At 69.1% G+C, this 23556-nt stretch carries 21 protein-coding genes; all 21 read left to right on the top strand.

The genetic code is table 11. From position 1 onward, the window contains the following. Positions 1–60 precede the first annotated feature (60 nt). A complete protein-coding gene (locus AC5RUW_RS12095; RefSeq protein ID WP_494160923.1) occupies positions 61–867 on the top strand; it encodes an IclR family transcriptional regulator in 807 nt (268 codons plus the stop codon). A gap of 99 nt (positions 868–966) precedes the next feature. Then, on the top strand, positions 967–2163 hold the full coding sequence (locus AC5RUW_RS12090) for a 4-hydroxybenzoate 3-monooxygenase (protein WP_494160922.1): 1197 nt from the start codon (positions 967–969) through the stop codon (positions 2161–2163). A gap of 178 nt (positions 2164–2341) precedes the next feature. Continuing rightward, entirely contained in the window at positions 2342–3160 is an 819-nt protein-coding gene (pcaH, locus tag AC5RUW_RS12085; RefSeq protein WP_494006606.1) for a protocatechuate 3,4-dioxygenase subunit beta, read from the top strand. Continuing rightward, entirely contained in the window at positions 3160–3723 is a 564-nt protein-coding gene (gene pcaG / locus AC5RUW_RS12080) for a protocatechuate 3,4-dioxygenase subunit alpha (RefSeq protein WP_494160921.1), read from the top strand. The genes pcaH and pcaG overlap by 1 nt, the downstream gene beginning before the upstream one ends. A gap of 2 nt (positions 3724–3725) precedes the next feature. After that, positions 3726–5147, top strand: coding sequence for a lyase family protein (locus AC5RUW_RS12075; RefSeq protein WP_494160920.1), 1422 nt, complete (start codon positions 3726–3728; stop codon positions 5145–5147). Next, the gene (locus AC5RUW_RS12070; RefSeq protein WP_494160919.1) at positions 5144–5959 is read left to right on the top strand and encodes an alpha/beta fold hydrolase; all 816 of its coding nucleotides are present in this window, start codon (positions 5144–5146) and stop codon (positions 5957–5959) included. The genes AC5RUW_RS12075 and AC5RUW_RS12070 overlap by 4 nt, the downstream gene beginning before the upstream one ends. Further along, positions 5956–6393, top strand: coding sequence for a 4-carboxymuconolactone decarboxylase (pcaC, locus tag AC5RUW_RS12065; protein ID WP_494160918.1), 438 nt, complete (start codon positions 5956–5958; stop codon positions 6391–6393). The genes AC5RUW_RS12070 and pcaC overlap by 4 nt, the downstream gene beginning before the upstream one ends. Before the next feature lie 69 nt (positions 6394–6462). Next, positions 6463–7668 (top strand): thiolase family protein, encoded by a 1206-nt coding sequence (locus AC5RUW_RS12060; RefSeq protein WP_494160917.1) that lies wholly within the window; start codon positions 6463–6465, stop codon positions 7666–7668. A 10-nt stretch (positions 7669–7678) separates the two neighbouring features. Further along, positions 7679–8362, top strand: a complete 684-nt coding sequence (locus AC5RUW_RS12055; protein WP_494160916.1) for a 3-oxoacid CoA-transferase subunit A — start codon at positions 7679–7681, stop codon at positions 8360–8362. After that, positions 8359–9054 (top strand): 3-oxoacid CoA-transferase subunit B, encoded by a 696-nt coding sequence (locus AC5RUW_RS12050; RefSeq protein WP_494160915.1) that lies wholly within the window; start codon positions 8359–8361, stop codon positions 9052–9054. Before AC5RUW_RS12055 ends, AC5RUW_RS12050 begins: the two co-directional genes overlap by 4 nt. A gap of 39 nt (positions 9055–9093) precedes the next feature. Continuing rightward, on the top strand, positions 9094–9924 hold the full coding sequence (locus AC5RUW_RS12045; RefSeq protein WP_494161064.1) for an IclR family transcriptional regulator domain-containing protein: 831 nt from the start codon (positions 9094–9096) through the stop codon (positions 9922–9924). A gap of 303 nt (positions 9925–10227) precedes the next feature. Next, complete coding sequence (gene rpsL / locus AC5RUW_RS12040) at positions 10228–10602, top strand: 30S ribosomal protein S12 (RefSeq protein ID WP_494005619.1); 375 nt, start codon at positions 10228–10230, stop codon at positions 10600–10602. A 1-nt stretch (position 10603) separates the two neighbouring features. Next, a complete protein-coding gene (gene rpsG / locus AC5RUW_RS12035; protein ID WP_494005618.1) occupies positions 10604–11074 on the top strand; it encodes a 30S ribosomal protein S7 in 471 nt (156 codons plus the stop codon). 111 nt (positions 11075–11185) lie between these two features. After that, positions 11186–13300, top strand: a complete 2115-nt coding sequence (fusA, locus tag AC5RUW_RS12030; RefSeq protein WP_494005617.1) for an elongation factor G — start codon at positions 11186–11188, stop codon at positions 13298–13300. Between the two features lie 218 nt (positions 13301–13518). Continuing rightward, positions 13519–14709: an elongation factor Tu gene (gene tuf, locus AC5RUW_RS12025; RefSeq protein WP_494005616.1), complete on the top strand. Its 1191-nt coding sequence runs from the start codon at positions 13519–13521 to the stop codon at positions 14707–14709. 721 nt (positions 14710–15430) lie between these two features. Continuing rightward, the gene (locus AC5RUW_RS12020; protein ID WP_494160914.1) at positions 15431–20794 is read left to right on the top strand and encodes a hypothetical protein; all 5364 of its coding nucleotides are present in this window, start codon (positions 15431–15433) and stop codon (positions 20792–20794) included. A 46-nt stretch (positions 20795–20840) separates the two neighbouring features. After that, on the top strand, positions 20841–20972 hold the full coding sequence (locus tag AC5RUW_RS12015) for a hypothetical protein (RefSeq protein ID WP_494160913.1): 132 nt from the start codon (positions 20841–20843) through the stop codon (positions 20970–20972). A 653-nt stretch (positions 20973–21625) separates the two neighbouring features. Continuing rightward, positions 21626–21934, top strand: a complete 309-nt coding sequence (rpsJ, locus tag AC5RUW_RS12010) for a 30S ribosomal protein S10 (RefSeq protein ID WP_146361073.1) — start codon at positions 21626–21628, stop codon at positions 21932–21934. Between the two features lie 17 nt (positions 21935–21951). After that, positions 21952–22608, top strand: a complete 657-nt coding sequence (gene rplC, locus AC5RUW_RS12005) for a 50S ribosomal protein L3 (protein ID WP_494005613.1) — start codon at positions 21952–21954, stop codon at positions 22606–22608. 4 nt (positions 22609–22612) lie between these two features. Next, on the top strand, positions 22613–23227 hold the full coding sequence (gene rplD, locus AC5RUW_RS12000; RefSeq protein ID WP_494005612.1) for a 50S ribosomal protein L4: 615 nt from the start codon (positions 22613–22615) through the stop codon (positions 23225–23227). Further along, positions 23224–23529: a 50S ribosomal protein L23 gene (gene rplW, locus AC5RUW_RS11995; RefSeq protein WP_494005611.1), complete on the top strand. Its 306-nt coding sequence runs from the start codon at positions 23224–23226 to the stop codon at positions 23527–23529. The genes rplD and rplW overlap by 4 nt, the downstream gene beginning before the upstream one ends. Positions 23530–23556: the final 27 nt, after the last annotated feature.

Genomic DNA, 23556 nt, shown 5'->3' with positions numbered 1-23556 from the left:
GCCCCGCCTCCCCGCACCGGGGGAGCGGGGCCCTTCGGCCGTTGTGAAAGACTTATCGGCATGGCCAATTCACCATCCGGGGAGTCAATGACCACCCGGATCGTCCGGATCATCAGCGCCTTCGACGCCGGCCACCCCGCCCTGCCGGTGGCCGCCCTGGCCCGCCGCGCCGGCCTGCCGCTGTCCACGGCGCATCGGCTCGTCCGCGAACTCACCGGCCACCAGCTGCTGCAGCGCGACGCGGACGGGCAGGTGCGCCTGGGCCTGCGGCTCTGGGAACTGGCCAACCGCAGCTCCGCCGCCGCGGACCTGAAGCAGGTGGCACAGCCCTTCATGGAGGACATCCAGGCGGTGGTGCGCCAGCACACCCAGCTGTCGGTGCTGCAGGACGGCGAGGTGCTGTTCATCGAGCGGCTCTCCAGCCGCGGGTCGGTGCTCAACCAGGCGAAGGTGGCCGGCCGCCTGCCGGTGCACATCTCATCCTCGGGCATGGTCCTGATGGCCCATTCGCCCCGCCATGTCCAGGAAGCCTACCTGGAGCGCAGCACGGAGCAGCCCGACCCGTTCCCCGCAGCCGAGGACCTGCGGCGGCAGTGGGGCGAGATCCGGCGCAGCGGCTTTGCAGCCCTGCCCGGGACGGTGATCGCCGAGACCACGGGAATCGCGGTTCCGGTCTTTGGGCGCCAGGGGAGCGCAGCGGCGGCGCTTGGGGTGGTGGTGCCGACCGGGCGCGAGAACATCGCCGCCACGGTTCCGGCACTCATGACCGCCGCACGGGGCATTTCCCGCGCCCTGGGGGTGCACACCGGTGCGGCGGGGCCCCACCATGCCGGGCAGGCCGCCTCCTCGCCTCAGCCGTCGTCATGAGGCGTGCGTCATCTCAATGAATGAGAACCGCCTGTGTATGCGGCTGTGCAGCCCATCACACTGGAGGCAGACCTTTCCCCTCTTTCAAGGAGTTCCCGCATGGGCGAGAAGCGCACCGTCCTCAGGACCAAAGTCGGCATCGTGGGCGGCGGCCCCGCCGGCCTCATGCTCTCCCACCTGCTCGGCCGGGCCGGCATCGAGAGCATCGTCGTCGAAAAGCGCGATCATGAGACCATCCGCACCACCCACCGCGCCGGCATCCTCGAGCACGGCTCGGTCCGCATGCTCACCGAGGGTGGCGTCAGTGACCGCGTGCTCCGGGACGGGTACCGGCACGACGGCATCGACCTGCGCTTCAGCGGTGAAAGCCACCGCGTGGACTTCCAGGAGCTGGTGGGCGAGTCGGTCTGGCTGTACCCGCAGAACGAGGTCTTCGTCGACCTTGCCGCGGCCCGGGAGCGCGACGGCGGCGACGTGCGGTACGCCGTCACCGGCACGGAGGTGCTGGACCAGGCCACGGACCGCCCGAAGATCCGCTTCACCGACGCCGACGGCGCGGACTACGAGGTCCACTGCGACATCCTCGTCGGCGCCGACGGGTCGCAGGGCATCTGCCGCCGCTCGATTCCCGCCGATCTGCGCAACGACCACTTCATCGAATACCCGTTCGCCTGGTTCGGCATCCTGACCGAAGCTCCGCCGAGCGCCCCCGAGCTGATCTACGCCAACTCCGACCATGGCTTCGCGCTGATCAGCCAGCGCAGCGACACGGTCCAGCGGATGTACTTCCAGTCCGATCCGAACGAGAATCCGGACGACTGGAGCGAGGACCGGATCTGGGATGAGCTGCAGCGCCGGGTCGACGGACCGGACGGCTTCGAGCTCAAGCGCGGCCCGATCTTCGACAAGACCGTGCTCAGGTTCCGCAGCTACGTCTGTGAGCCGATGTGCTACGGCAACATGTTCCTGGCCGGCGACGCCGGGCACACCGTGCCGCCCACCGGCGCCAAGGGCCTGAACCTCGCCCTGGCCGACGTGTCCGTGCTCTTCCAAGCGATCGAGTCCTTCTACGCCTCCGGTTCCCGGGACCTGCTGGAGGGCTACAGCGACAAGGCCCTGCAGCGCGTGTGGCGCGCCCAGAACTTCTCCTACTGGATGACCTCCATGCTCCACACCCGCCCCGACGCCTCCGCCTTCGAGCGCCGCCGCGCCCTCGGCGAGCTGAGCGGCGTAGTCGCCTCCCGGCACGGACAGGCTTACCTCGCGGAGGCCTACACCGGCTGGCCGCACGCCTGACCGGCGCGGCACAGCAGCCTTGTAACCTTCGATGTTCGCTTAGTGAACATCTGTACTCAAAGTGAACGCGGGTGTACTGTTAGGGAACCCGCCTGGAACCCGGCAGGACGCGACGAAGCGTCCGAAGAGGAAAGGAAGCACCACCATGGAGAACGACCCCATGGACGTCAGCGGCGAGATGGCCGATGACCTGTTCCGGAACAGCCACGTCGTGGAGGGACCGGACTCGGCCCAGGCCTCCCAGGACGAGATTTCCGCCGAGATCGGCCAGCTGCACTCCGCCTACCGCAAGGGCGTGGAGGACGGCGCGGCGGAGGAGACCCAGCCGCGGCTGGACTTCCGGCCGTACCGCAGCTCCATCCTGCGCCACCCCACCAAGGACCCGCACCACACCGACCCCGAGACCATCGAGCTGTGGTCTCCGGCCTTCGGGCACCAGGACGTGCATCCGCTGGAAGCGGACCTCACCATCCAGCACAACGGCGAACCGCTGGGCGAGCGCATCATCGTGCGCGGGCGGGTGCTCGACGGCGACGGCCGCCCGGTCAGCGGCCAGCTGATCGAGGTCTGGCAGGCCAACTCCGCCGGCCGCTACATCCACAAGCGCGACCAGCACCCGGCTCCGATCGATCCGAACTTCACCGGCGTGGGCCGCGCCATCACCGGTGCGGACGGCTCCTACGAGTTCACCACGATCAAGCCCGGGCCCTACCCGTGGAAGAACCACTACAACGCCTGGCGCCCGGCGCACATCCATTTCTCGCTGTTCGGCACCGACTTCACCCAGCGCATGATCACCCAGATGTATTTCCCGGGCGATCCGCTCTTCGCCCTGGACCCCATCTACCAGTCGATTACCGATCAGAAGGCGCGCGACCGCCTCGTGGCCACCTACGACCACAACATCACTTCGCATGAGTGGGCCACCGGCTACAACTGGGACATCGTGCTCACCGGCAGCAACCGCACCTGGATGGAAGAAGAGGACGCAGAGTAATGAGCGAAAAACTCGTGGCCACCCCGGGCCAGACGATCGGCCCCTTCTACGGATATGCGCTGCCCTTCGACAAGGGCGGTGAGCTGCTCGCTCCCGGCCTGCCCGGCGCCATCCGTCTCCAGGGCACCGTCCGCGACGGCGCCGGCGAGGTCGTCCCCGACGCCCTGCTGGAAATCTGGCAGCCGGACGCCGAGGGCAACATTCCGCAGCGCACCGGTTCGCTGGTCCGCGACGGCTACACCTTCACCGGCTGGGGCCGGGTTCCGGTGGACAACACCGGAAACTACACCTTCACCACGGTGAATCCGGGCCCGGTCCGCGAGGGCGCCGCCCCGTTCATCTCGCTGCTCGTCTTTGCCCGCGGCCTGCTCAACAAGCTGCACACGCGCATCTACCTGCCCGAGGACGAGGCCGCCCTGGCCGCCGACCCGCTGCTGTCCTCGCTGCCCGAGGAACGCCGCCGTACCCTGATCGCCACCCGTGAAGCCGACGGCGGCCTGCGGTTCGACATCTTCCTCCAGGGGGAGAACGAGACCGTCTTCCTGGCCTACCCGGGAGCCTGACCATGGCGCCCGCCGAGAGCGCAGACCACGGATTGCTGTCCCCGGCCTGGGCCGGAACCGAGGCGGCCGCCCTGACGTCCGACGTCCGGGTCCTGCAGGCGATGCTCGACGTCGAGCGCACCTGGCTGCAGGTCCTGGCCTCGGCGGGCCTGATCGACTCCGGGATACCGGAGCAGGCCGCCGACGCCTTCCGGGCCGAAAGCTACGATGTCGCCGACATCGCGGCCCGCGCCCAGGGCGGCGGCAACCCGGTGATCCCGATGCTGGCGGACCTGCGTGCCATGCTGCGGCGCGAGGCCCCGGCGGCCGCGGCAGCCGTGCACCGGGCGGCCACCAGCCAGGACATCCTCGACACCGCCCTGATGGTGATGTCGGCGCAGGCCCTGGACGCGCTGCAGTCCGACGTCGCCCGGGCCGCCGACGCCCTCGCCGCTCTGGCACGGGAACATGCCGCCACGCTCAGTGTCGCCCGCACCCTGACACAGCACTCGCTGCCCTCCACTTTCGGGCTCAAGGCCGCGCAGTGGCTGCACGGGCTCGGCCAGGCCGCCGAAGCGCTTGCCGCCGCACGCGCGGAACTGCCGCTGCAGTGGGGCGGTGCCTCCGGCACCATGGCCGCCCTGCGCAGCACGGTCGACGCCGCCGCAGGGAACGGCCGGCCGGTCCCCGGGCCGGTCGAGTTGGCCGCCGACCTGGCGTCCCGGCTCGGCCTCGCCGCCCCGGCCGCCCCCTGGCAGACCAACCGGCTGCCCGTCACCCGCCTGGGCGGGGCCCTGCAGGAGCTGCTGGCAGCGGCCGGCCGCATCGCCAACGACGTCCTGCTGCTCAGCCGACCCGAGGTGGGGGAGGTGTCGGAGCCGCGCGCCGCCGGACGCGGCGGCAGCTCCGCCATGCCGCAGAAACAGAACCCGGTGCTGTCCGTGCTGATCCGCAGCGCGGCGCTGGCCGCCCCCGGGTACGGCGCCCAGCTGCAGCTGGCCGCCGCCGCAGCCGACGACGAACGCCCCTCCGGATCCTGGCACGTGGAGTGGCAGGCGCTGCGCTCCCTCCTGCGCCTGGCCGGGGGAGCGGCCGCCAAGCTGGCCGAGCTGGCCGAGGGACTCGAAGTGGACCGCGCCCGGATCGCCTCCAACCTCGCCGCGGCCGGCCCGCTGGTCGTCAGCGAGAAACTGATGCTCACCGTCGCTCCGCTGCTCGACGACGGCACGCCGGGCCGCGGCAAGGCCCTCATCCAGGACGCGGTGAACCGCTCCCTGGCCGGCGAGGGCGCCTTCGCGCAGCTGCTGCGCAAGGCAGTGCCCGCCGACGTGCTCTCCGACGATGAGCTCGAAAGCGCACTGGACCCGGCCAACTACACAGGGGAAGCGCATGCCCTGATCGAGAGCATCGTGACCGCCTACCCCGGAAGGAAGGACCACGCATGAGCGTGCCCCAGATCAAGGCCACCCGGCTCGCCGACGCCGGCCCGGCCGCCCCCGTCGTCATCGCCGGACCGTCGCTGGGCACCTCCGCCGCGGCCCTCTGGTCCCGTGCGGCCGCCGGTCTGGCCGGCTTCACCGTCATCGGCTGGGACCTGCCCGGCCACGGCGCCGCTCCGGCGGCCGCCGAGGGCTTTACCATGGCCGAGCTGGCCGACGCCGTCGCCGGCTTCGTCCGCGCCGCCCGTGAGGCCGGCGACATCGCGGCCGACGTTCCCCTGCATTACGCCGGGGTCTCGATCGGCGGGGCAACCGGCCTGCAGCTGGGCGTGGACCACCCCGGCCTCTTCGACTCCCTGGCGATCATCTGCTCCGGCGCGAAGATCGGCGAGCCGGAGGCCTGGCGGGAGCGCGCGGCCACCGTCAGCGGCCAGGGCACCCCGGCGGTGCTGGTCGGCTCGGCGCAGCGCTGGTTCGCCCCCGGATTCATTGAGCGGGAGCCCGAGGCCTCGGCCCGCCTGCTGCACAGCCTGCAGGACGCCGACCGCTTCTCCTACGCCTTCTGCTGCGAAGCGCTGGCGGACTACGACGTCCGGGAACGGCTGCCACAGATCACCGTGCCCGTGCTCGCCCTGGCCGGCGCCGAGGACCAGGCCACCCCGCCGTCCTCCTCGTCGTTCATCGCCGACGGCGTGGCTGACGGGCGCGCCGTCGTCGTCGCCGACGCCGCGCACCTTGTGCCGGCCGAGAAGCCCGCCGAGGCGGCCCGGCTGCTTACCGACTTCTTCACCGCGACCGAAGGGACCGCACGACCGTGACCACCCAGCCCGACGCCTCCAAGAGCCAGCAGCAGGTCTACGACGAGGGCATGGCCGTGCGCCGCGAGGTGCTCGGCGACGCGCACGTGGACCGCGCCAACGCCGGCAAGGACGCCTTCACCGAGGACTTCCAGGACATGATCACCCGGTATGCGTGGGGAACCATCTGGACCCGCCCGGGACTGCCGCGCACCATGCGCAGCGCGATCACGCTGACCGCCCTCATCGCCCACGGGCACCTCGAGGAACTGGCGATGCACGTCCGCGCGGCGCTGCGCAACGGCCTGAGCCGGGACGAGATCAAGGAAGTCCTGCTGCAGTCGGCCATCTACTGCTCAGTGCCCTCGGCCAACTCGGCGTTCAAGACCGCCCAGCGGGTTTTCGCCGAGATCGACGCCGAGGCCGACGCAGCCGACAGCCGCCCGGCGGGCTGAACTCCCGTCCCGACTCCGACCCCCGACATTCAGTGCGCCGGCAGGCGCAGCAATCCTGTAAGGAGCAAGGTGAACCAGGCCTACATCTACGACGCGGTGCGCACGCCCTTCGGCCGCTTCGGCGGCGCCCTCGCCTCCGTGCGACCCGACGACCTCGCCGCCCAGGTGGTGCGGGCCAGCGTCCAGCGGGCCCCCGGGCTCGATCCCGAACGCGTTGACGAAGTGATCTTCGGCAACGCCAACGGCGCCGGCGAGGAGAACCGCAACGTCGCGCGCATGGCGACGCTGCTGGCCGGGCTGCCCGTCTCGGTGCCCGGCACCACGGTCAACCGCCTGTGCGGCTCTTCCCTCGACGCTGCGATCATCGCCTCCCGGCAGATCAACACCGGCGAGGCGGACCTCATGCTGGTCGGCGGCGTCGAATCCATGAGCCGCGCCCCCTGGGTGCTGCCCAAGACCGAAAAGCCCTACCCGGCCGGGGACCAGACCCTGGCCTCCACCACCCTGGGCTGGCGCCTGGTCAACCCCAAGATGCCCGCCGAGTGGACCGTGTCCCTCGGTGAAGCCACGGAGCAGCTGCGCGAGAGGCACGGCATCACCCGTGAACGGCAGGACGAGTTCGCCGCCCGCTCCCACGAACTGGCCGCCAAGGCCTGGGACGATGGCCGTTACGCGGACCTGACGATCGCCGTCGAGGGCGTCGCCCTGGACCGGGACGAGAGCATCCGGCCCGGTTCCACCGTGGAAAAGCTGGCCACCCTGAAGACAGTCTTCCGCCCCGTCGCGGACGGCCCCTCCGGCGGCACCGTGACGGCGGGCAACGCATCACCGCTGAACGACGGCGCCTCCGCCGCCTGGCTGGGCAGCGAAGCCGCCGAAGAGCTCCTGGGCCTGGCGCCGCTGGCGCGGATCGCCGGACGCGGCGCGGCCGCCAACGAACCGCAGTTCTTCGGCTACGCCCCGGTGGAAGCCGCCAACCTCGCCCTGAAGCGCGCCGGCATCGGCTGGGGCGACGTCGGCGCCGTCGAACTGAACGAGGCCTTCGCGGCCCAGTCGCTGGCTTGCCTGGATGCCTGGGACATCGACCCTGGGATCGTCAACGCCTGGGGCGGCGCCGTGGCCGTCGGCCATCCCCTGGGCGCATCGGGCACCCGCATCCTCGGCACGCTCGCCCGCCGCCTGCAGGCCTCCGGCGAACGCTGGGGCGTGGCCGCCATCTGCATCGGCGTCGGCCAGGGCCTGGCCGTCGTCCTCGAAAACACCCGGACCCGGTAGGAGAGATCACGTGCTGAACATCGTCCAGGACGCCGACGAAGCCGTCGCATCCATCCACGACGGGGCCACCGTCATGATCGGCGGCTTCGGCCGGGCCGGCCAGCCGGTGGAACTCATCGAGGCGCTGCTGCGCCGGGGGGCCACTGACCTGACGGTCGTGAACAACAACGCCGGCAACGGCGAGGAGGGACTGGCAGCGCTCATCGGCGCCGGCCGGGTGAAGAAGATCATCTGCTCCTTCCCCCGCCAGTCCGACTCGCACATCTTCGACGCGAAGTTCCGCGCCGGCGAGATCGAGCTCGAACTGGTGCCCCAGGGCAACCTGGCCGAGCGCATCCGCGCCGCAGGCGCCGGCATCGGCGGCTTCTTCACCCCCACCGCCTACGGCACCCCGCTGGCGGAGGGCAAGGAGACCCGGATCATCGACGGCCGCGGCTACGTCTTCGAAACCCCGCTCCACGCGGACTTCGCCCTGGTCAAGGCACTGAAGGCCGACACCGCCGGCAACCTGCTCTACCGGAAGACAGCCCGGAACTTCGGGCCGATCATGGCCGCCGCGGCGAAGAACGCCATCGTGCAGGTCAAGGACATCGTCGAGGTCGGCGGCATCGACCCCGAAACGGTGGCCACCCCCGGCATCTACGTCAACACGCTCGTGAAGGTGGCCTCGGAAAAGGCGCCGGCAGCGGCATGAGCAACGGAAACGGAACCCCGACAGTGACTGAAACCAGCACCGCCGCAGGCGAACGCCTCGGCCGCAACGAACTGGCCGAACTGGTGGCCCGGGACATCGCTCCCGGTTCCTTCGTCAACCTCGGGATCGGACAGCCGACCCTGGTCTCGAACTACCTGCAGCCGGAGCAGAACGTCACCCTGCACACCGAGAACGGCATGCTCGGCATGGGCCGGGAGGCCCGCGGCGAGGAGATCGACGGCGACCTGATCAACGCCGGCAAGATCCCCGTTACCGAAAACCCGGGAGCCTCCTACTTCCACCACGCCGACTCCTTCGCCATCATGCGCGGCGGCCACCTGGATGTCTGCGTCCTCGGCGCGTTCCAGGTCTCCGCCGCCGGCGACCTGGCGAACTGGCACACCGGCGCACCCGACGCGATTCCCGCCGTCGGGGGAGCGATGGACCTGGCCACCGGTGCCAAGGAGGTCTACGTGATGATGTCCCTGTTCGCCAAGGACGGCTCCGCCAAGCTGGTTCCGGAGTGCACGTATCCGCTGACGGGACTGGGCTGCGTGACGCGCGTCTACACTAATGAGGCGGTGTTCCTCATCACCGCTGACGGCGTCAGGGTCCGGGAGACCTACGGCATGTCCTTCGAAGAGCTCGCCGAGCGCATGGACGTGCCGCTGCTGCCGCCGTCCGCAGGCTAGCCCGCCAGGGCACATCACCTAGGGAGAGCAGTGCGGGAAATCATCGCGGACGGAGCCGACGGGTCCGGGGCCGGGGGCGCGCCGGCTCCCGTCGGCGCCAGCGACCACTTTGTCCAGTCGCTGGCCCGCGGGCTCGCCGTGATCCGGGCGTTCGACGCCGAGCACGTGCGCATGAGCCTGAGCGAGGTGGCCCGGCGGACCGGCCTCACCCGCGCCACCGCCCGCCGCTTCCTGCTCACCCTCACCGAGCTCGGCTACGTCCGCACCGACGGGCGCAGCTTCGAGCTCACCGCGCTGGTTCTGCAGCTGGGCTACGCCTACCTTTCCGGGCAGAGCCTGCCGCAGCTGGCCCAGCCGCTGCTGGAGGACCTCTCCCGGGAGATCCACGAATCCACGTCCGCCTCCGTCCTGGACGGCAACGAGATCGTCTACGTGGCGCGGATCCACACCCGGCGTCTGATGACCGTGGGCATCGCCGTCGGCACCCGGTTCCCCGCCTACGCCACGTCGATGGGCCGGGTGCTGCTGGCCGGCCTGCCGGAGGAGAAGCTCGAACGGTACATCGCCGACGTCGAGCTGGCGCCCCTGACCGAGCGGACCATCACGGATCCGCAGCGGCTGCGCGAGGAGATCGCCAAGGTGCGGGAGCGCGGCTGGGCCGTCGTGGACCAAGAGCTGGAAATCGGGCTGCGCTCGGTGGCGGTGCCGATCTTCAGCCCCACCGGAGCGGTGGTGGCGGCGCTGAACACCTCCATGCAGGCGACCATGGGCCTCGGCGCCCCCGGCCTTGACGAGGCGGCGGACCGGGTGCTGCCGCATCTGCAGGCGGCGTCGGCTAAGATTACCGCTGCGCTGGCGGCCCGATCCTGAGCGGAACGTGACGTTGATCTTCCGGCCACCCCTCGGCGCGGATGCGTGGTAGACTGAAAGCCAATTGTTTGTGTGGCAGTGGATGAAGGCCGCTTGGGAACCTCCGGGTTCATGGGCGGGGCCTGTTTCCGGGTTGCGGGGTTCTTGCGCAACGGATGCCACACTTTTGCACGCCTACGGTCGCTTTCGGCGCGAGTTCCGGAACTTTTCGGGGCAATGCGGCAATGGAACGCCTCCCCGGTTGCCCGGCAGCGGGGCGGGGCAAGCAGAGATTTATCTCGAGAAAAAACGGAGAACTAACCAGTGCCTACAATTCAGCAGCTGGTCCGAAAGGGCCGCTCACCCAAGGTCGCAAAGACCAAGGCTCCCGCGCTCAAGGGCTCCCCGATGCGCCGTGGCGTCTGCACCCGTGTCTACACCACCACCCCCAAGAAGCCGAACTCCGCGCTGCGCAAGGTTGCCCGCGTCCGCCTCAACGGCGGCGTGGAAGTCACCGCGTACATCCCCGGCGTCGGTCACAACCTGCAGGAACACTCCATCGTGCTGGTGCGCGGCGGCCGTGTGAAGGACCTGCCCGGTGTCCGCTACAAGATCGTCCGTGGTGCCCTTGACACCCAGGGTGTGAAGAACCGCAAGCAGGCTCGCAGCCGCTACGGCGCGAAGATGGAGAAGAAGTAATATGCCCCGCAAGGGTCCGGCCCCCAAGCGGCCGCTCGTACAGGATCCCGTTTACGGCTCCCCGCTGGTCACTCAGCTGATCAACAAGGTGCTCGTCGACGGCAAGAAGTCCACCGCTGAGCGCATCGTTTACGGTGCCCTCGCCGGTGCCCAGGAGAAGACCGGGCAGGACCCGGTTGCCGCCCTGAAGAAGGCCATGGACAACATCAAGCCGAGCCTTGAGGTCAAGTCCCGCCGCGTCGGCGGCGCCACCTACCAGGTTCCGGTTGAGGTCAAGCCGGGCCGCTCCACCGCGCTGGCGCTGCGCTGGCTGGTCGGTTACGCCAAGGCCCGTCGCGAGAAGACGATGACCGAGCGTCTGCGCAACGAAATCCTCGACGCCTCCAACGGTCTTGGTGCTGCTGTGAAGCGCCGTGAGGACACCCACAAGATGGCTGAGTCCAACAAGGCCTTCGCCCACTACCGCTGGTAATAAGCCTGGCAGTGGACGTTTGATTCGGATGGCCCTGCTTCCCGCCTCGGGCGGGCAGCAGGGCCACAACCGGATCAGCGCCCGGCAGGCCAACCAAAAAAGGGAGAAACCGTGGCACTGGACGTGCTTACCGACCTGAACAAGGTCCGCAACATCGGCATCATGGCGCACATCGATGCCGGCAAGACCACCACTACCGAGCGCATCCTGTTCTACACGGGCGTCAACCACAAGATCGGTGAGACCCACGACGGTGCGTCCACGATGGACTGGATGGCGCAGGAGCAGGAGCGGGGTATCACCATTACCTCCGCAGCCACCACCTGCTACTGGGATAACAACCAGATCAACATCATCGATACCCCGGGCCACGTCGACTTCACCGTCGAGGTCGAGCGCTCCCTGCGCGTGCTCGACGGCGCCGTCGCGGTCTTCGATGGCAAGGAAGGCGTGGAGCCGCAGTCCGAGACTGTGTGGCGCCAGGCTGACAAGTACAACGTCCCGCGTATCTGCTTCGTCAACAAGATGGACAAGCTGGGCGCTGACTTCTACTTCACCGTCGACACCATCATCAACCGCCTGGGTGCCAAGCCGCTGGTCCTCCAGCTGCCGATCGGCTCCGAGAGCGAGTTCGAGGGCGTCGTCGACCTGCTCGAAATGCGTGCGCTCACCTGGCGCGGCGACGCCAAGGGCGACGTCACCATGGGTGCAAAGTACGAAGTCGAGCCGATTCCCGCAGACCTGCAGGAAAAGGCCGAAGAGTACCGCGCCATGCTCGTCGAGACCGTGGCCGAGGCCAGCGAAGAGCTGATGGAGAAGTACCTGGAGGGTGAGGAGCTCACCCTCGAGGAACTGAAGGCCGGCATCCGCAAGCTGACCGTCAACTCCGAGGTCTACCCGGTGCTGTGCGGCTCCGCGTTCAAGAACCGCGGCGTGCAGCCGATGCTTGACGCCGTCGTCGCCTACCTGCCGAGCCCGCTCGACGTTCCGAACATCAAGGGCCACGACGTCCGCGACGAAGAGGTCATCCTCGAGCGCAGCGCCGACGCCGATGCCCCGTTCTCCGCGCTGGCGTTCAAGGTCGTGACCCACCCGTTCTTCGGGCGTCTGACCTACATTCGCGTCTACTCCGGCAAGGCTGCTTCCGGTGCCCAGGTCATGAACTCGACCAAGCAGAAGAAGGAGCGCATCGGAAAGCTCTTCCAGATGCACGCCAACAAGGAGAACCCGGTGGAGGAAATCACCACCGGTCACATCTACGCGGCGATCGGCCTGAAGGACACCACCACCGGTGACACCCTGTGCGATCCGGCGAACCCCATCGTCCTCGAGTCGATGAGCTTCCCGGAGCCGGTTATCCGCGTGGCCATCGAGCCGAAGACCAAGGGTGACCAGGAGAAGCTCTCCGTGGCCATCCAGAAGCTCTCGGAAGAGGACCCGACGTTCACCGTCGAACTCGACGAGGACACCGGCCAGACCATCATCGCCGGCATGGGCGAGCTCCACCTGGACATCCTGGTGGACCGCATGCGCCGCGAGTTCAAGGTCGAAGCCAACGTGGGCAAGCCGCAGGTCGCGTACCGCGAGACCATCCGCCGCACGGTGGACAAGTACGACTACACCCACAAGAAGCAGACCGGTGGTTCCGGCCAGTTCGCAAAGGTGCAGATCGCACTGGCGCCGCTGGACACCTCCGAGGGCACCTTCTACGAGTTCGAGAACAAGGTCACCGGTGGCCGCGTTCCGCGCGAGTACATCCCCTCGGTGGATCAGGGCATCCAGTCGGCGCTGTCCGACGGCGTGCTCGCGGGCTACCCGGTGGTCGGCATCAAGGCGACGCTGCTTGACGGCGCCTACCACGACGTCGACTCCTCGGAAATGGCGTTCAAGATCGCTGGCCGCCAGGCCTTCAAGGAAGCTGCCCGCATGGCCAGCCCCGTGCTGCTTGAGCCCATGATGGATGTCGAAGTCCGCACTCCCGAGGAGTACATGGGCGAGGTCATCGGCGATATCAACTCCCGCCGTGGCCAGATGCAGTCCATGGAGGACGCTTCCGGCGTGAAGGTCATCCGTGCGCTGGTTCCGCTGTCCGGCATGTTCGGCTACATCGGCGACCTGCGGTCCAAGACCCAGGGCCGTGCGGTGTACTCGATGCAGTTCAGCACCTACGCGGAGGTCCCGAAGGCTGTCGCCGACGAGATCATCCAGAAGACGCGCGGCGAGTAAATAAACCCCGGCGGCGGTTCCCGCGGACCGCCGCCGCGTGCAGCCGGTTCCGGCCTTCGGGCCGGGACCGGCGGCACAGCCAGACTGAGGCGGCCCAGCCAGGCTGCTGGCAGCCGGCAATTTCAAATAAACATCAGCCCCCGAGTAGACTTACATCAGTTTCAGCTGCGAAAAGCGTGGCTGGAGACCGAGTCTTCTAACCTTTCTAGGAGGAACCCGTGGCGAAGGCAAAGTTCGAGCGGACTAAGCCGCACGTCAACATCGGCACCATCGGTCACGTTGACCATGGCAAGACGACGCTGACCGCTGCCATTTCCAAGGTGCTTGCTGACAAGTACCCCGACCTGAACGAGCAGCGCGACTTCGCGGCCATCGACTCCGCTCCGGAAGAGCGCCAGCGCGGCATTACCATCAACATCTCGCACATCGAGTACCAGACCGAGAAGCGCCACTACGCGCACGTTGATGCTCCCGGCCACGCCGACTACATCAAGAACATGATCACCGGTGCCGCCCAGATGGACGGCGCGATCCTCGTGGTTGCCGCTACCGACGGCCCGATGGCTCAGACCCGTGAGCACGTTCTGCTGGCCCGCCAGGTTGGTGTCCCCTACCTGCTGGTCGCACTGAACAAGTCCGACATGGTTGAGGACGAGGAACTCCTCGACCTCGTGGAGATGGAAGTCCGTGAGCTGCTCAGCTCCCAGGACTTCGACGGCGACAACGCTCCCGTCGTGCGCGTCTCCGGCCTGAAGGCTCTGGAAGGCGACCCCAAGTGGGTTGCTTCCGTCGAGGAGCTCATGGAAGCCGTTGACAACAACGTGCCGGACCCCGTCCGCGACAAGGACAAGCCGTTCCTGATGCCGATCGAGGACGTCTTCACGATCACCGGTCGTGGCACCGTCGTCACCGGCCGCGCCGAGCGCGGTACCCTGGCCATCAACTCCGAGGTCGAGATCGTCGGCATCCGTCCGGTCCAGAAGACCACGGTTACCGGTATCGAGATGTTCCACAAGCAGCTCGACGAGGCCTGGGCCGGCGAGAACTGTGGCCTGCTGCTCCGCGGCATCAAGCGCGAAGACGTCGAGCGTGGCCAGGTTGTGGTGAAGCCGGGTTCCATCACCCCGCACACCAACTTCGAGGCCAACGTCTACATCCTCTCCAAGGATGAAGGCGGCCGCCACAACCCGTTCTACTCGAACTACCGCCCGCAGTTCTACTTCCGCACCACCGACGTGACCGGCGTCATCACCCTCCCCGAGGGCACTGAAATGGTCATGCCGGGCGATAACACTGAGATGACCGTTGAGCTCATCCAGCCCATCGCCATGGAAGAGGGCCTGGGCTTCGCTATCCGTGAAGGCGGCCGCACCGTTGGTTCGGGCCGTGTCACCAAGATCATCAAGTAATTTGATGCATCTGTAGGGATACCGGATAACGGTTTTCCCGGAAGGCTCCTGCTGCTTCGTGCAGCGGGAGCCTTTCGCTTTTAAGGGCCGGTCGTGGGGTGGTTGTGCACAGGCGGGGCGCCTCGGGGACGTCACAGAGCGGACCCGACCCTAGGATGGGGGGCGTCGGTTCACCTGGAGAGAGCAGTGTCACATGGGGGTCATCCTGTTCCTTGCCGCGCTCGGCGGAGTCTTCGCGCTGGGCATGGCCGTCGGCCGGTCGCGCGAACGGCGCCGGACCGCGGGAGCGCTGCCAACCGCGGCACGCGCCTACGATGAGGGCTTCCACGCCGGATACCTGGCGGCAAGGCAGGACGCGGGAAGGCAGGACAGCCCCGTCCGGTACCCGGACCAGCGGGCGGCAGGGCAGAGCGCCGCCGCCTGGCCGGGCAGTGCCACACCGGACCCCGCCGCCGGGCGGGCTGACTCGCCGCCTTCCTCGCTGACGGCCGCAGAAGGTCCGCCGCTGCCGCCTCCGGGCACGGCAGCGGGGGAAGAGGGGCCCGCCGTGCAGGTCCCGCCCGTCGGCCGGCCGGGACCCCTCCCGGTTTTCCCTGCTGGCCAAGTACAGCTATCGGCCCCGGTACAGCCTCCGGGCCTGGTACAGCCTTTGGTTCCCGGACAGCCATTGGCTTCCGGCGAGCCTTCGGTCCCGGTGCAGCCGCCGGGCGAGATGCAGTCATTGGCTCCCGCACAGCCGTCGGCTCCCGGGCAGCCGTTGGTCCCCGGGCAGCTCCCGGGGAACTTCCTGTTCGGCCTTGGCCAGATGGGGGCCGGCGGCCGGCAGGAGGACGACGAGCCTTCCCCGGAGGAGCTGCAGGCCCGAAAACGGCGCCGCGACCTGCGCAACATCAACATCACCCTTTATACGGCCAGCCTGCTCCTCGTCGCCGCGGCGGGACTTTTCATCGGTACGGCGGTGCCGGAGCCGGCGCGCTTTGGCGGCGTGCTGCTGGCCACGGGGCTGTTCTACGCAGCCGGCCTGCTGGTCCATGCCCGCAGCAAACGCCTGCGGCCGGCCGCGACGGCGTTCACCGGTACCGGCCTTGCCCTGATCCCCGTTACCGGGGTGGCCCTTTACAGCTTCGTGGTTCCCGACGGGCCGGTGGCGTGGCTGCTGACTTCCGCCGCGGGGACAGTGACGTTCGCCTACGCGGCCGCCAAACTCGACAGCAGGGTGGTTGCCTACCTGGGCGTCACGTTCCTGCTGTCCACCGGGCTCGCGTTCGGCGCGGCACTCCGCGGCGGCCTGATCTGGTATTTCCTGCTCACCGTTGTCCTTGCCACGCTCATCAGCCTCGCCGCGGTCCGTCGTCCCCGCTGGGTCCACCGGCTCTATCTAGAGGCGTTCGTGGCCTCCCACCGCTTCCTGGTGCCGGCGGTCGCCGTGGGCGTGGTCCTGACCGCCGGAGAAACCGGCAGGTGGCCCTTTGCCCTGGTCTTCCTGGCCTTCGCCGCCTACTACGCGGTGCAGCTAGCCACGGGTCCGGCCGCAGAGCACCGCGTCAACGGGTATGCGCTGAGGGCCGCGCTGACGGTCGCCGCCGCGGCGTTGGCCTATGCAGCCACCGCCGAACCGCCTGCAGCGGCCGCCGCCGTCGTCGGTGCGTCGGCAGGGCAGCTGCTCCTGGTGCTTCGCAGGCCTGAAAGCTATCCCGGCTCAGCAGTTCCCTTCCCCGCCCGATGGTATGGCAATGCGCTGGCCAGGCAGGGTAGCGGGAACCTTGCCGGGGCTGCGGTGCGGGCAGACGCAGGGGTGCTGCTGGCGGCGTCGGTTCTCGCGCTGATCCTGCTGGCGGCCTGGGCGGCGGGGGATACCCGGCCATGGTTCGTACCCGTGTTCGTCGTCTGTGCCGGGCTCCTGCAGGGGCTCTTCCTCGCCGCCGGGAAATTCGGCACTGGATTCGAACGGGCCGCCCTGGCGGTGCCGCTGGTGGCGCTGTTGCCCAGGCTGGCTGCGCCCGACACCGGTACGCTGTGGGGCGGGATATGGGCATTGGCGGTGCTGTGCGCCTGGTACGCAGCAGCAGCCATCCGCACACAGGCAGCGGAGGCTGCCCCCGTCCTTCTGGCACGTGCGGCAGGTGTTCTCCTGGCACCGCTCACGGTGTTTGCGTTGCTGGAGCCGGCACCGGAAGCGGGTGAATACGCCCTCGGTGCGGGTGCTGCCGCCGCACTGGCCGTCCTGCTGACGGCGGCCGGCCGGGTCGCCGTCGGACGCACTGAGCACTATGCCGCCCCGGCGACAGCGGCGGCGGGCTTCCTCGCCGCACTGCTGGCGTGGGTCGTCCGCGCGGCGGAATACCCGCAGGCCACAGTCAGCGGAGTGCTCCTGTGGGTCCTGGCCGGCGTGGGCATCGCCGCGTCCCTCCTGCTCACCGTCCGCCGGGGAACCAACGAGGGCATGCACCTGCTGATCGTCGGAACGGTCCTGGCGCCGGCCGGGCTCGTGACGGCGGCACTGATCGGCGGCGGCATCCTGGGGTGGGGCGGCTACACTCTGCTGACCGCGGCCGGGCTCCTGTACTTCGCCGTGATGGCCGTGCGGGCCGCGGAGGCAGAACAGCGCGGCGTCTACCTGCTGGTGTCACAGCTGCTGCTGGCACTGACCGTCGTGCTCGCAGCAGGCTGGCGGCACGCTGAACCCGGTGTGCTCTACCTCGCGGGCACCCTGACGCTCGTCCTGGCGCAGGGCATCCGGACCCGTCTGGACGCCACCGGCCGGTTCGGCCTGCCGGAGCCGCCCCGCTGGGCCAGCGCCGCGCTGCTTCTGCTGGCTGCCGCCGTCGGCGTCTTCGATGGCCGGGTGGGGGAGCAGCATGCTGTCGCTCTTGCGGTCCTGGCCGTGGGCTCGCCGGTTGCATGGGAGCTGTTCGCGCGGCTGAGACGGGGACGTGGCTCGGGCGAGTGGACCGACGCCGACCTGTATATCTTCAGCGCAGCCGGCGGCCTCGCCCTGATGCTGCCCGTGCTGGGGCAGTCCATCGACCGGAACGTCACGCTGGCCCTCATCTGGGCCTGGCTCGCCGGGAACCTTGCGGTTGCGGGATCCTGCCGGTCGCGGAGGCCGGAACTGCTGGCCCCCGCCGGGTTCATCTGGTCCGCCCTGGCCGGCGTGGGCGTGCTGGGGGTCCGCGGGTACCTGCTGCTGTCCGCCGCGGCCCTGCTGTGGTTCGGCTGGCGCAGCCTCGCACCGGGTCCCCTCCGGGGCATCCAGCTGCTGACCGCCCAGGCCCTGGCGGCGGTAACGGCAGGACTGGCCGCCTCGGAGGCCGGCGGCGGTCCGGGGGCAGTGTTCGTCACGGCGGCCGCTGTCACGGCGGCCCTGCACCTGGCACGCGAGCTGTTCTTCTCCCGCCTGGCCGCCCTGGGGGCGGCGCAGTCCGCCCGATGGGTGATGCTGCTGCTGCTCCTGGTTCTTCCGCTGATCTTCAGTACTGTTCCGGAGGCCGAGGCGGGGGACCTGCGCGTGCTGATCTTCCTCGCAGCGGGCGCAGCAGCCGCAACCCAGATGAGCGCCGCCGTCCGCGTGGCCGGAACGCTTCGCACGCCGGAAGTTGGCGCCCCGGATGCACCGCCGGCCGGCGGGCACGCTCCCGGGCCCGAACCGCGCAGGGCATCCGCGGGCGCCGGCGCCGTGTACACCGCTGCTGCGGCCGCGGCTGCGGGCTGGGCGGCGGTCGGCACGGACCGCTGGTTCCGCTTTGGGGACACGGGCCCTTCTGTGGCCCTGTTGTGGAGTGTGCTTGCCGTGGGAACGCTGGCCGCCGCTGTGCTCTGGCGGTCTGCGGAGCCGGCGCGTGGAGACGGGGCCGTGCCCGGCAGCACCGCTCGATCTGCCGGCTCCGCCGGTATCCTCGGCGGTTCGGACGCCGCCGCGTCGCAGCCTGCAGGGGGATCCGGCGCCCCCGACGGTATCGGCGGAGGAACGCGTGGATACGGTCCGGGCGGATCCTTCCGGAGTCTTGCCGCGGCATGGGGAACAGTGATGGGAGCCGCCGGGTTCCCGGCCGCCGCCGCAGGCGGAGCCGGCCTCCTGGGACTGCGCGGCTATGAACTCCTGGTCGGGGTGGCGCTCACGTACTGCCTGGCCTACATCACGGTCTCCGGGCCACGCTTCCGCGCACTGCATGGCCTTGGCGTGCAGGGACTCGCGGTCCTGCTGGCCGGGCTGGCGGCCGCCGACCTTTTCGCTGCCGAAGCCGGCGTCGGCCGGGAAGCCGGGGACGGTGGAGCGGTGTGGCTCGGTGCCGGTGCCCTGGCAGCGACGCTGCAGGTCCTGCGCGTCGTCTTCCAGCCACGGCTCCGATCCGCGCATCTGGCAGCCGGCGGCGTCCAGCATGCGGCGGAGTACGCAACCTACGCACTCCTGGCAGCGCTGCCGCTCGTCTACCAGGCTGCCGCTGCCGGGCAGGCCCGCCGCGACACGACCGCTGCCTTGGTCCTGCTCCTGGTCCTGACCGCAGGAGTCGGGGCACTGCGCGGCAGGAGCGTCGGCGGACTTGTCACAGCACTGGCAGCGGCCCCGGCCGTACCTCTGCTGCTGGCCGGCTTCCCGCCCCTGGCCAATTCTGATCTGCTGCCGAAGCCTGTCCCGGGGTGGGCGGCCGCTCTCCTCTTGGCCGGATTGACTGCGGCGGTGCTGCGCGGACATGTGGTCTGCGTCGAATCCCGACGGGCAGGCGCTGTGCCCGGTGCCGCCGCACGCGCCGCACATGCCCCCGGCGCCGGCACGGCGTATCTGGCCGCAGCCTGCCTGTACCCCCTCCTCACCGTGCTGCCGGCGCTCCGCGACTCCGATCCGCTGCCGACGGCGATCGGCGCAGGTGCCGTGGCCGCGGTGCTGCTGACGGTGTCCTTCACCGCACGGCTGCCGTGGCTGGCAGCAGGCTTCGTCGCCGCCGTCTGCTGCAGCGGGGCGGCATTCTTCGCCTGGTTCCGGACCGACCTGCTGCAGGCCCGGGTACAACCGGACACCGCGCTGCTCTGGCAGGCCTGGATCGCGGCCCTGGTCCTCGCCGCCGCACGCCTGCTGCTGTCCCTGCGCGGAGATAACCCGGAGAACGCCCTGCGCGCACGGATCACCGGTGCTGCCGGCTCACCGCTGCTTGCCGCGGCCGGAACCGCGGCCATGGCCGGCTACGGCAGCAGCGCCGTCGTCGGGTCCTTCACCCTGATGGTGGCACTGGCGGCAGCCGTGGCCGAGGTGCCGTCCCACCGCCGCGAAGCCGCGGCGGAGGCCGCCGTCTTCCCGGCGGCGCTCGCCGTAGAGCGGATCCTCTGGTTCTTCCTCGGCGTCGATTGGTTCTGGTCCCTCCAGTACTGGGTCCTCATCCTGGCGCTGCTCGCAGCCTGGGAGCTTCGCCGCGGCAGGGGCAGGCGGGGGAGCGGCTTCCTGGTGGCGGCCGGCACCATACTGTCCGGCGCGGGACTCATCACCGTGGTGGACGGCGATACCGACAGGCAGCTGTGGGCGCTGCTGGGACATGCCGGGCTGCTCGTTTTTGGCCTGCTGAATGCGCGGCGCCTGTTCGCGGTCTGGGGTGCGGCCGGCATCGCCCTGGCCGTGCTGTGGTACCTCCGCGGCTACACCTTCGTGCTGCTGGCGCTGCTGGCGGTCACACTGATCGCGCTGGCGGTGTGGCGGCTCGTACGTGTACGGAGCGACGGACCCGACGAGCCGGGCAGCCGGGGCGGCGATGGTCCGCCGCCGCCTGCGCCGGAACACGGCCCGTTCGCTGCGGCGGACCCGCGGATGCACGCGTCCGGTTCGTGGTCCGCGCAGCAGCGGAAGCAGGATGAACCGGGGCCGCCGTGGCATCGGCCGGCGCAAACGGGACAGTCCGGGCAGGGGCCGTTCGCTGTCCCTGACCATGGCGGTGCCCCTGACCATGGCGGTGCCCCTGACCAAGGCGGTGCCTCGGACCGAGGGAATGCGCCCGACCGATGGAATGCGCCCGGCCAGGGGAGCCCGTCCGGCTTAGGCAGCGCGTCCGGACCGTGGGCGCCACCGGGGGAGGGGAGCAGCGGAGGGCGGCGAAGCTGACAATGTGCCGGGTCCACGGCGGCTCCGGTTCCGGTAGGCTCGCTGCATGGAATTGTTGATAGTCCTTGGCGCCGCTGCCGCCGTCGCCGGCGGCGCGGTGTGGGTGCGCCGGAACTTCCGCGGCGAGATCGACCGCGCCAAGCGCATCAGGCGCGCCAGGCGCGGCGACGGCAGGTAAGCAGCGCATGGCGTGCCGGCGGCGCCATCACCCTGGCCTGCATGGCTCCACAGCGCTGGACGGCTTCGCTGCGCCGGACCGATCCTCTGCGCTGCGCGGCTCCGCCGGCCCGCAGCCCGGAGCGACGGCACGGCCCGCACCGCAGTTCGATCCGGCTCGGCGGCTGCGCTAGACTGGACAGCGCGCCGCATCCTGTGCGGCGCGGGAAAAACTGCACCCGTCAACGACGGTGCACATATCAACGGGACACTTCTTCGGCCCGGTGCCCAACGGCACCGAACCGGGCGGGCGGAGAGGCCGATTGGCCATCCGTGCCGGTTTCTGGCACACTGGAGAAGTTGTTCAAGCGCTTTTGTGCCCGCACGTGCCCTCAGATCGACTTCGGATGCACGTGATGAGATCTAGTCCCGGCCGGGATAATGCCCGGCGCAGGGTCGGGTCCTTCAGGGGAAGAGCCCAAATATAACCCGCCCCCATTCTTGCCGGGCGCCGGTTTCGGACCGGCGACACGCCCGAGCGCGGGGGTCGGAGCCTCGGCAGGGTGAGGAACCCGGATTTATCCGGATTCAGTCTGTCGGAGGGGTGCCGGGTCCGCCAGGACGCCGGGCACGACAACTGTACAGAGCAAGACTCGAAGAAAGAGGCACGACGCCATGGCGGGACAAAAAATCCGCATCCGGCTGAAGTCGTACGACCACGAGGTCATCGACGTATCAGCCCGGAAGATCGTTGAGACGGTCACGCGTGCAGGCGCAACGGTGGTAGGCCCGGTGCCGCTGCCCACGGAGAAGAACGTTTACGTTGTCATCCGTTCGCCGCACAAGTACAAGGACAGCCGCGAGCACTTCGAAATGCGCACGCACAAGCGTCTGATCGACATTATTGACCCCACGCCGAAGGCCGTTGACTCGCTGATGCGTCTTGACCTGCCCGCAGACGTGAACATCGAAATCAAGCTGTAGGGGAGGAGAGGATACATATGTCTACTTCGCTTACACGCCAGGTCAAGGGCCTGCTGGGCACCAAGCTGGGCATGACCCAGGTCTGGGACGAGAACAACAAGCTCATCCCGGTCACCGTGGTCCAGGCTGACTCCAACGTCATCACGCAGCTGCGCAACGCAGACAAGGACGGCTACACCGCAGTGCAGATCGGCTACGGCCAGATCGACCCGCGCAAGGTGACCAAGCCGCTCGCCGGCCACTTCGAAAAGGCAGGCGTGACCCCGCGCCGCCACGTCGTCGAGCTGCGCACCGCTGACGCCGACTCCTACGAGCTGGGCCAGGAACTCTCCGTCGAGATGTTCGAAGCCGGCCAGAAGGTCGACGTCGTCGGTACCTCCAAGGGCAAGGGCTTTGCCGGTGTCATGAAGCGTCACGGCTTCTCCGGCGTCGGTGCCTCCCACGGTGCCCACAAGAACCACCGCAAGCCCGGCTCCATCGGCGGTGCCTCCACCCCCGGCCGCGTCTTCAAGGGTCTTCGGATGGCCGGCCGCATGGGCGCCGTCCGTCACACCACCATGAACCTCACGGTTCACGGTGTGGATGCCGAGAAGTCGCTGCTGCTGATCAAGGGCGCCGTCCCCGGTGCCCGCGGCCAGGTCGTCCTCGTACGCAGCGCCGTGAAGGGAGCTTAGTCTCATGGCAAACGTAACCACTGTCGAATTCCCCGCGGAGATCTTCGACGTCCAGACCAACGTCCCGCTGCTGCACCAGGTTGTCGTGGCCCAGCTGGCCGCTGCACGCCAGGGTACGCACAAGACCAAGACCCGCGCCGAGGTTTCGGGCGCCGGCCGCAAGCCCTTCAAGCAGAAGGGCACCGGCCGTGCCCGCCAGGGCTCCATCCGGGCCCCGCACATGACCGGCGGCGGCGTCGTCCACGGTCCCGTGCCGCGTGACTACAGCCAGCGCACCCCCAAGAAGATGAAGGCCGCCGCCCTGCGCGGAGCCCTCTCGGACCGGGCACGCAACGGCCGTATCCACGTCCTCGAGTCCCTGGTCTCCGGCGAGAAGCCGTCCACCAAGGATGCACTGGGCGCCCTGCGCTCGGTTTCCGACCGCAAGAACCTGCTCGTTGTCATCGAGCGCGCCAACGACGTTGCCGCACTGTCCGTGCGCAACCTCGCCGAGGTCCACGTGATCTATGTAGATCAGCTGAACACCTACGACGTGCTTGTTTCCGACGATGTGGTCTTCACCAAGGCTGCCTACGACGAGTTCGTCGGCAAGAACACTGTCAAGGAGGACGCCAAGTGAGCGCGACCACCGGCAAGGATCCGCGCGACGTCGTCATTGCACCCGTCGTCTCGGAAAAGAGCTACGGCCTGATCGACGAAGGTAAGTACACCTTCCTGGTCGACCCCCGCTCGAACAAGACCGAGATCAAGCTGGCCGTGGAGAAGATTTTCTCCGTCAAGGTCGACTCGATCAACACCATCAACCGTGCAGGGAAGCGCAAGCGGACCAAGTTCGGATGGGGACAGCGCAAGAACACCAAGCGCGCGATTGTCACCCTGAAGGAAGGCACGATCGACATCTTCGGCGGTCCGCTCAGCTAGGGCGGAGACCACTTTAACGAGGAATAA

The sequence above is a fragment of the Arthrobacter sp. Y3222053 genome, from assembly GCF_059092805.1.
Note: the sequence above shows the minus strand (reverse complement) of the source record. Positions and strands in the feature narration are given on the sequence as shown.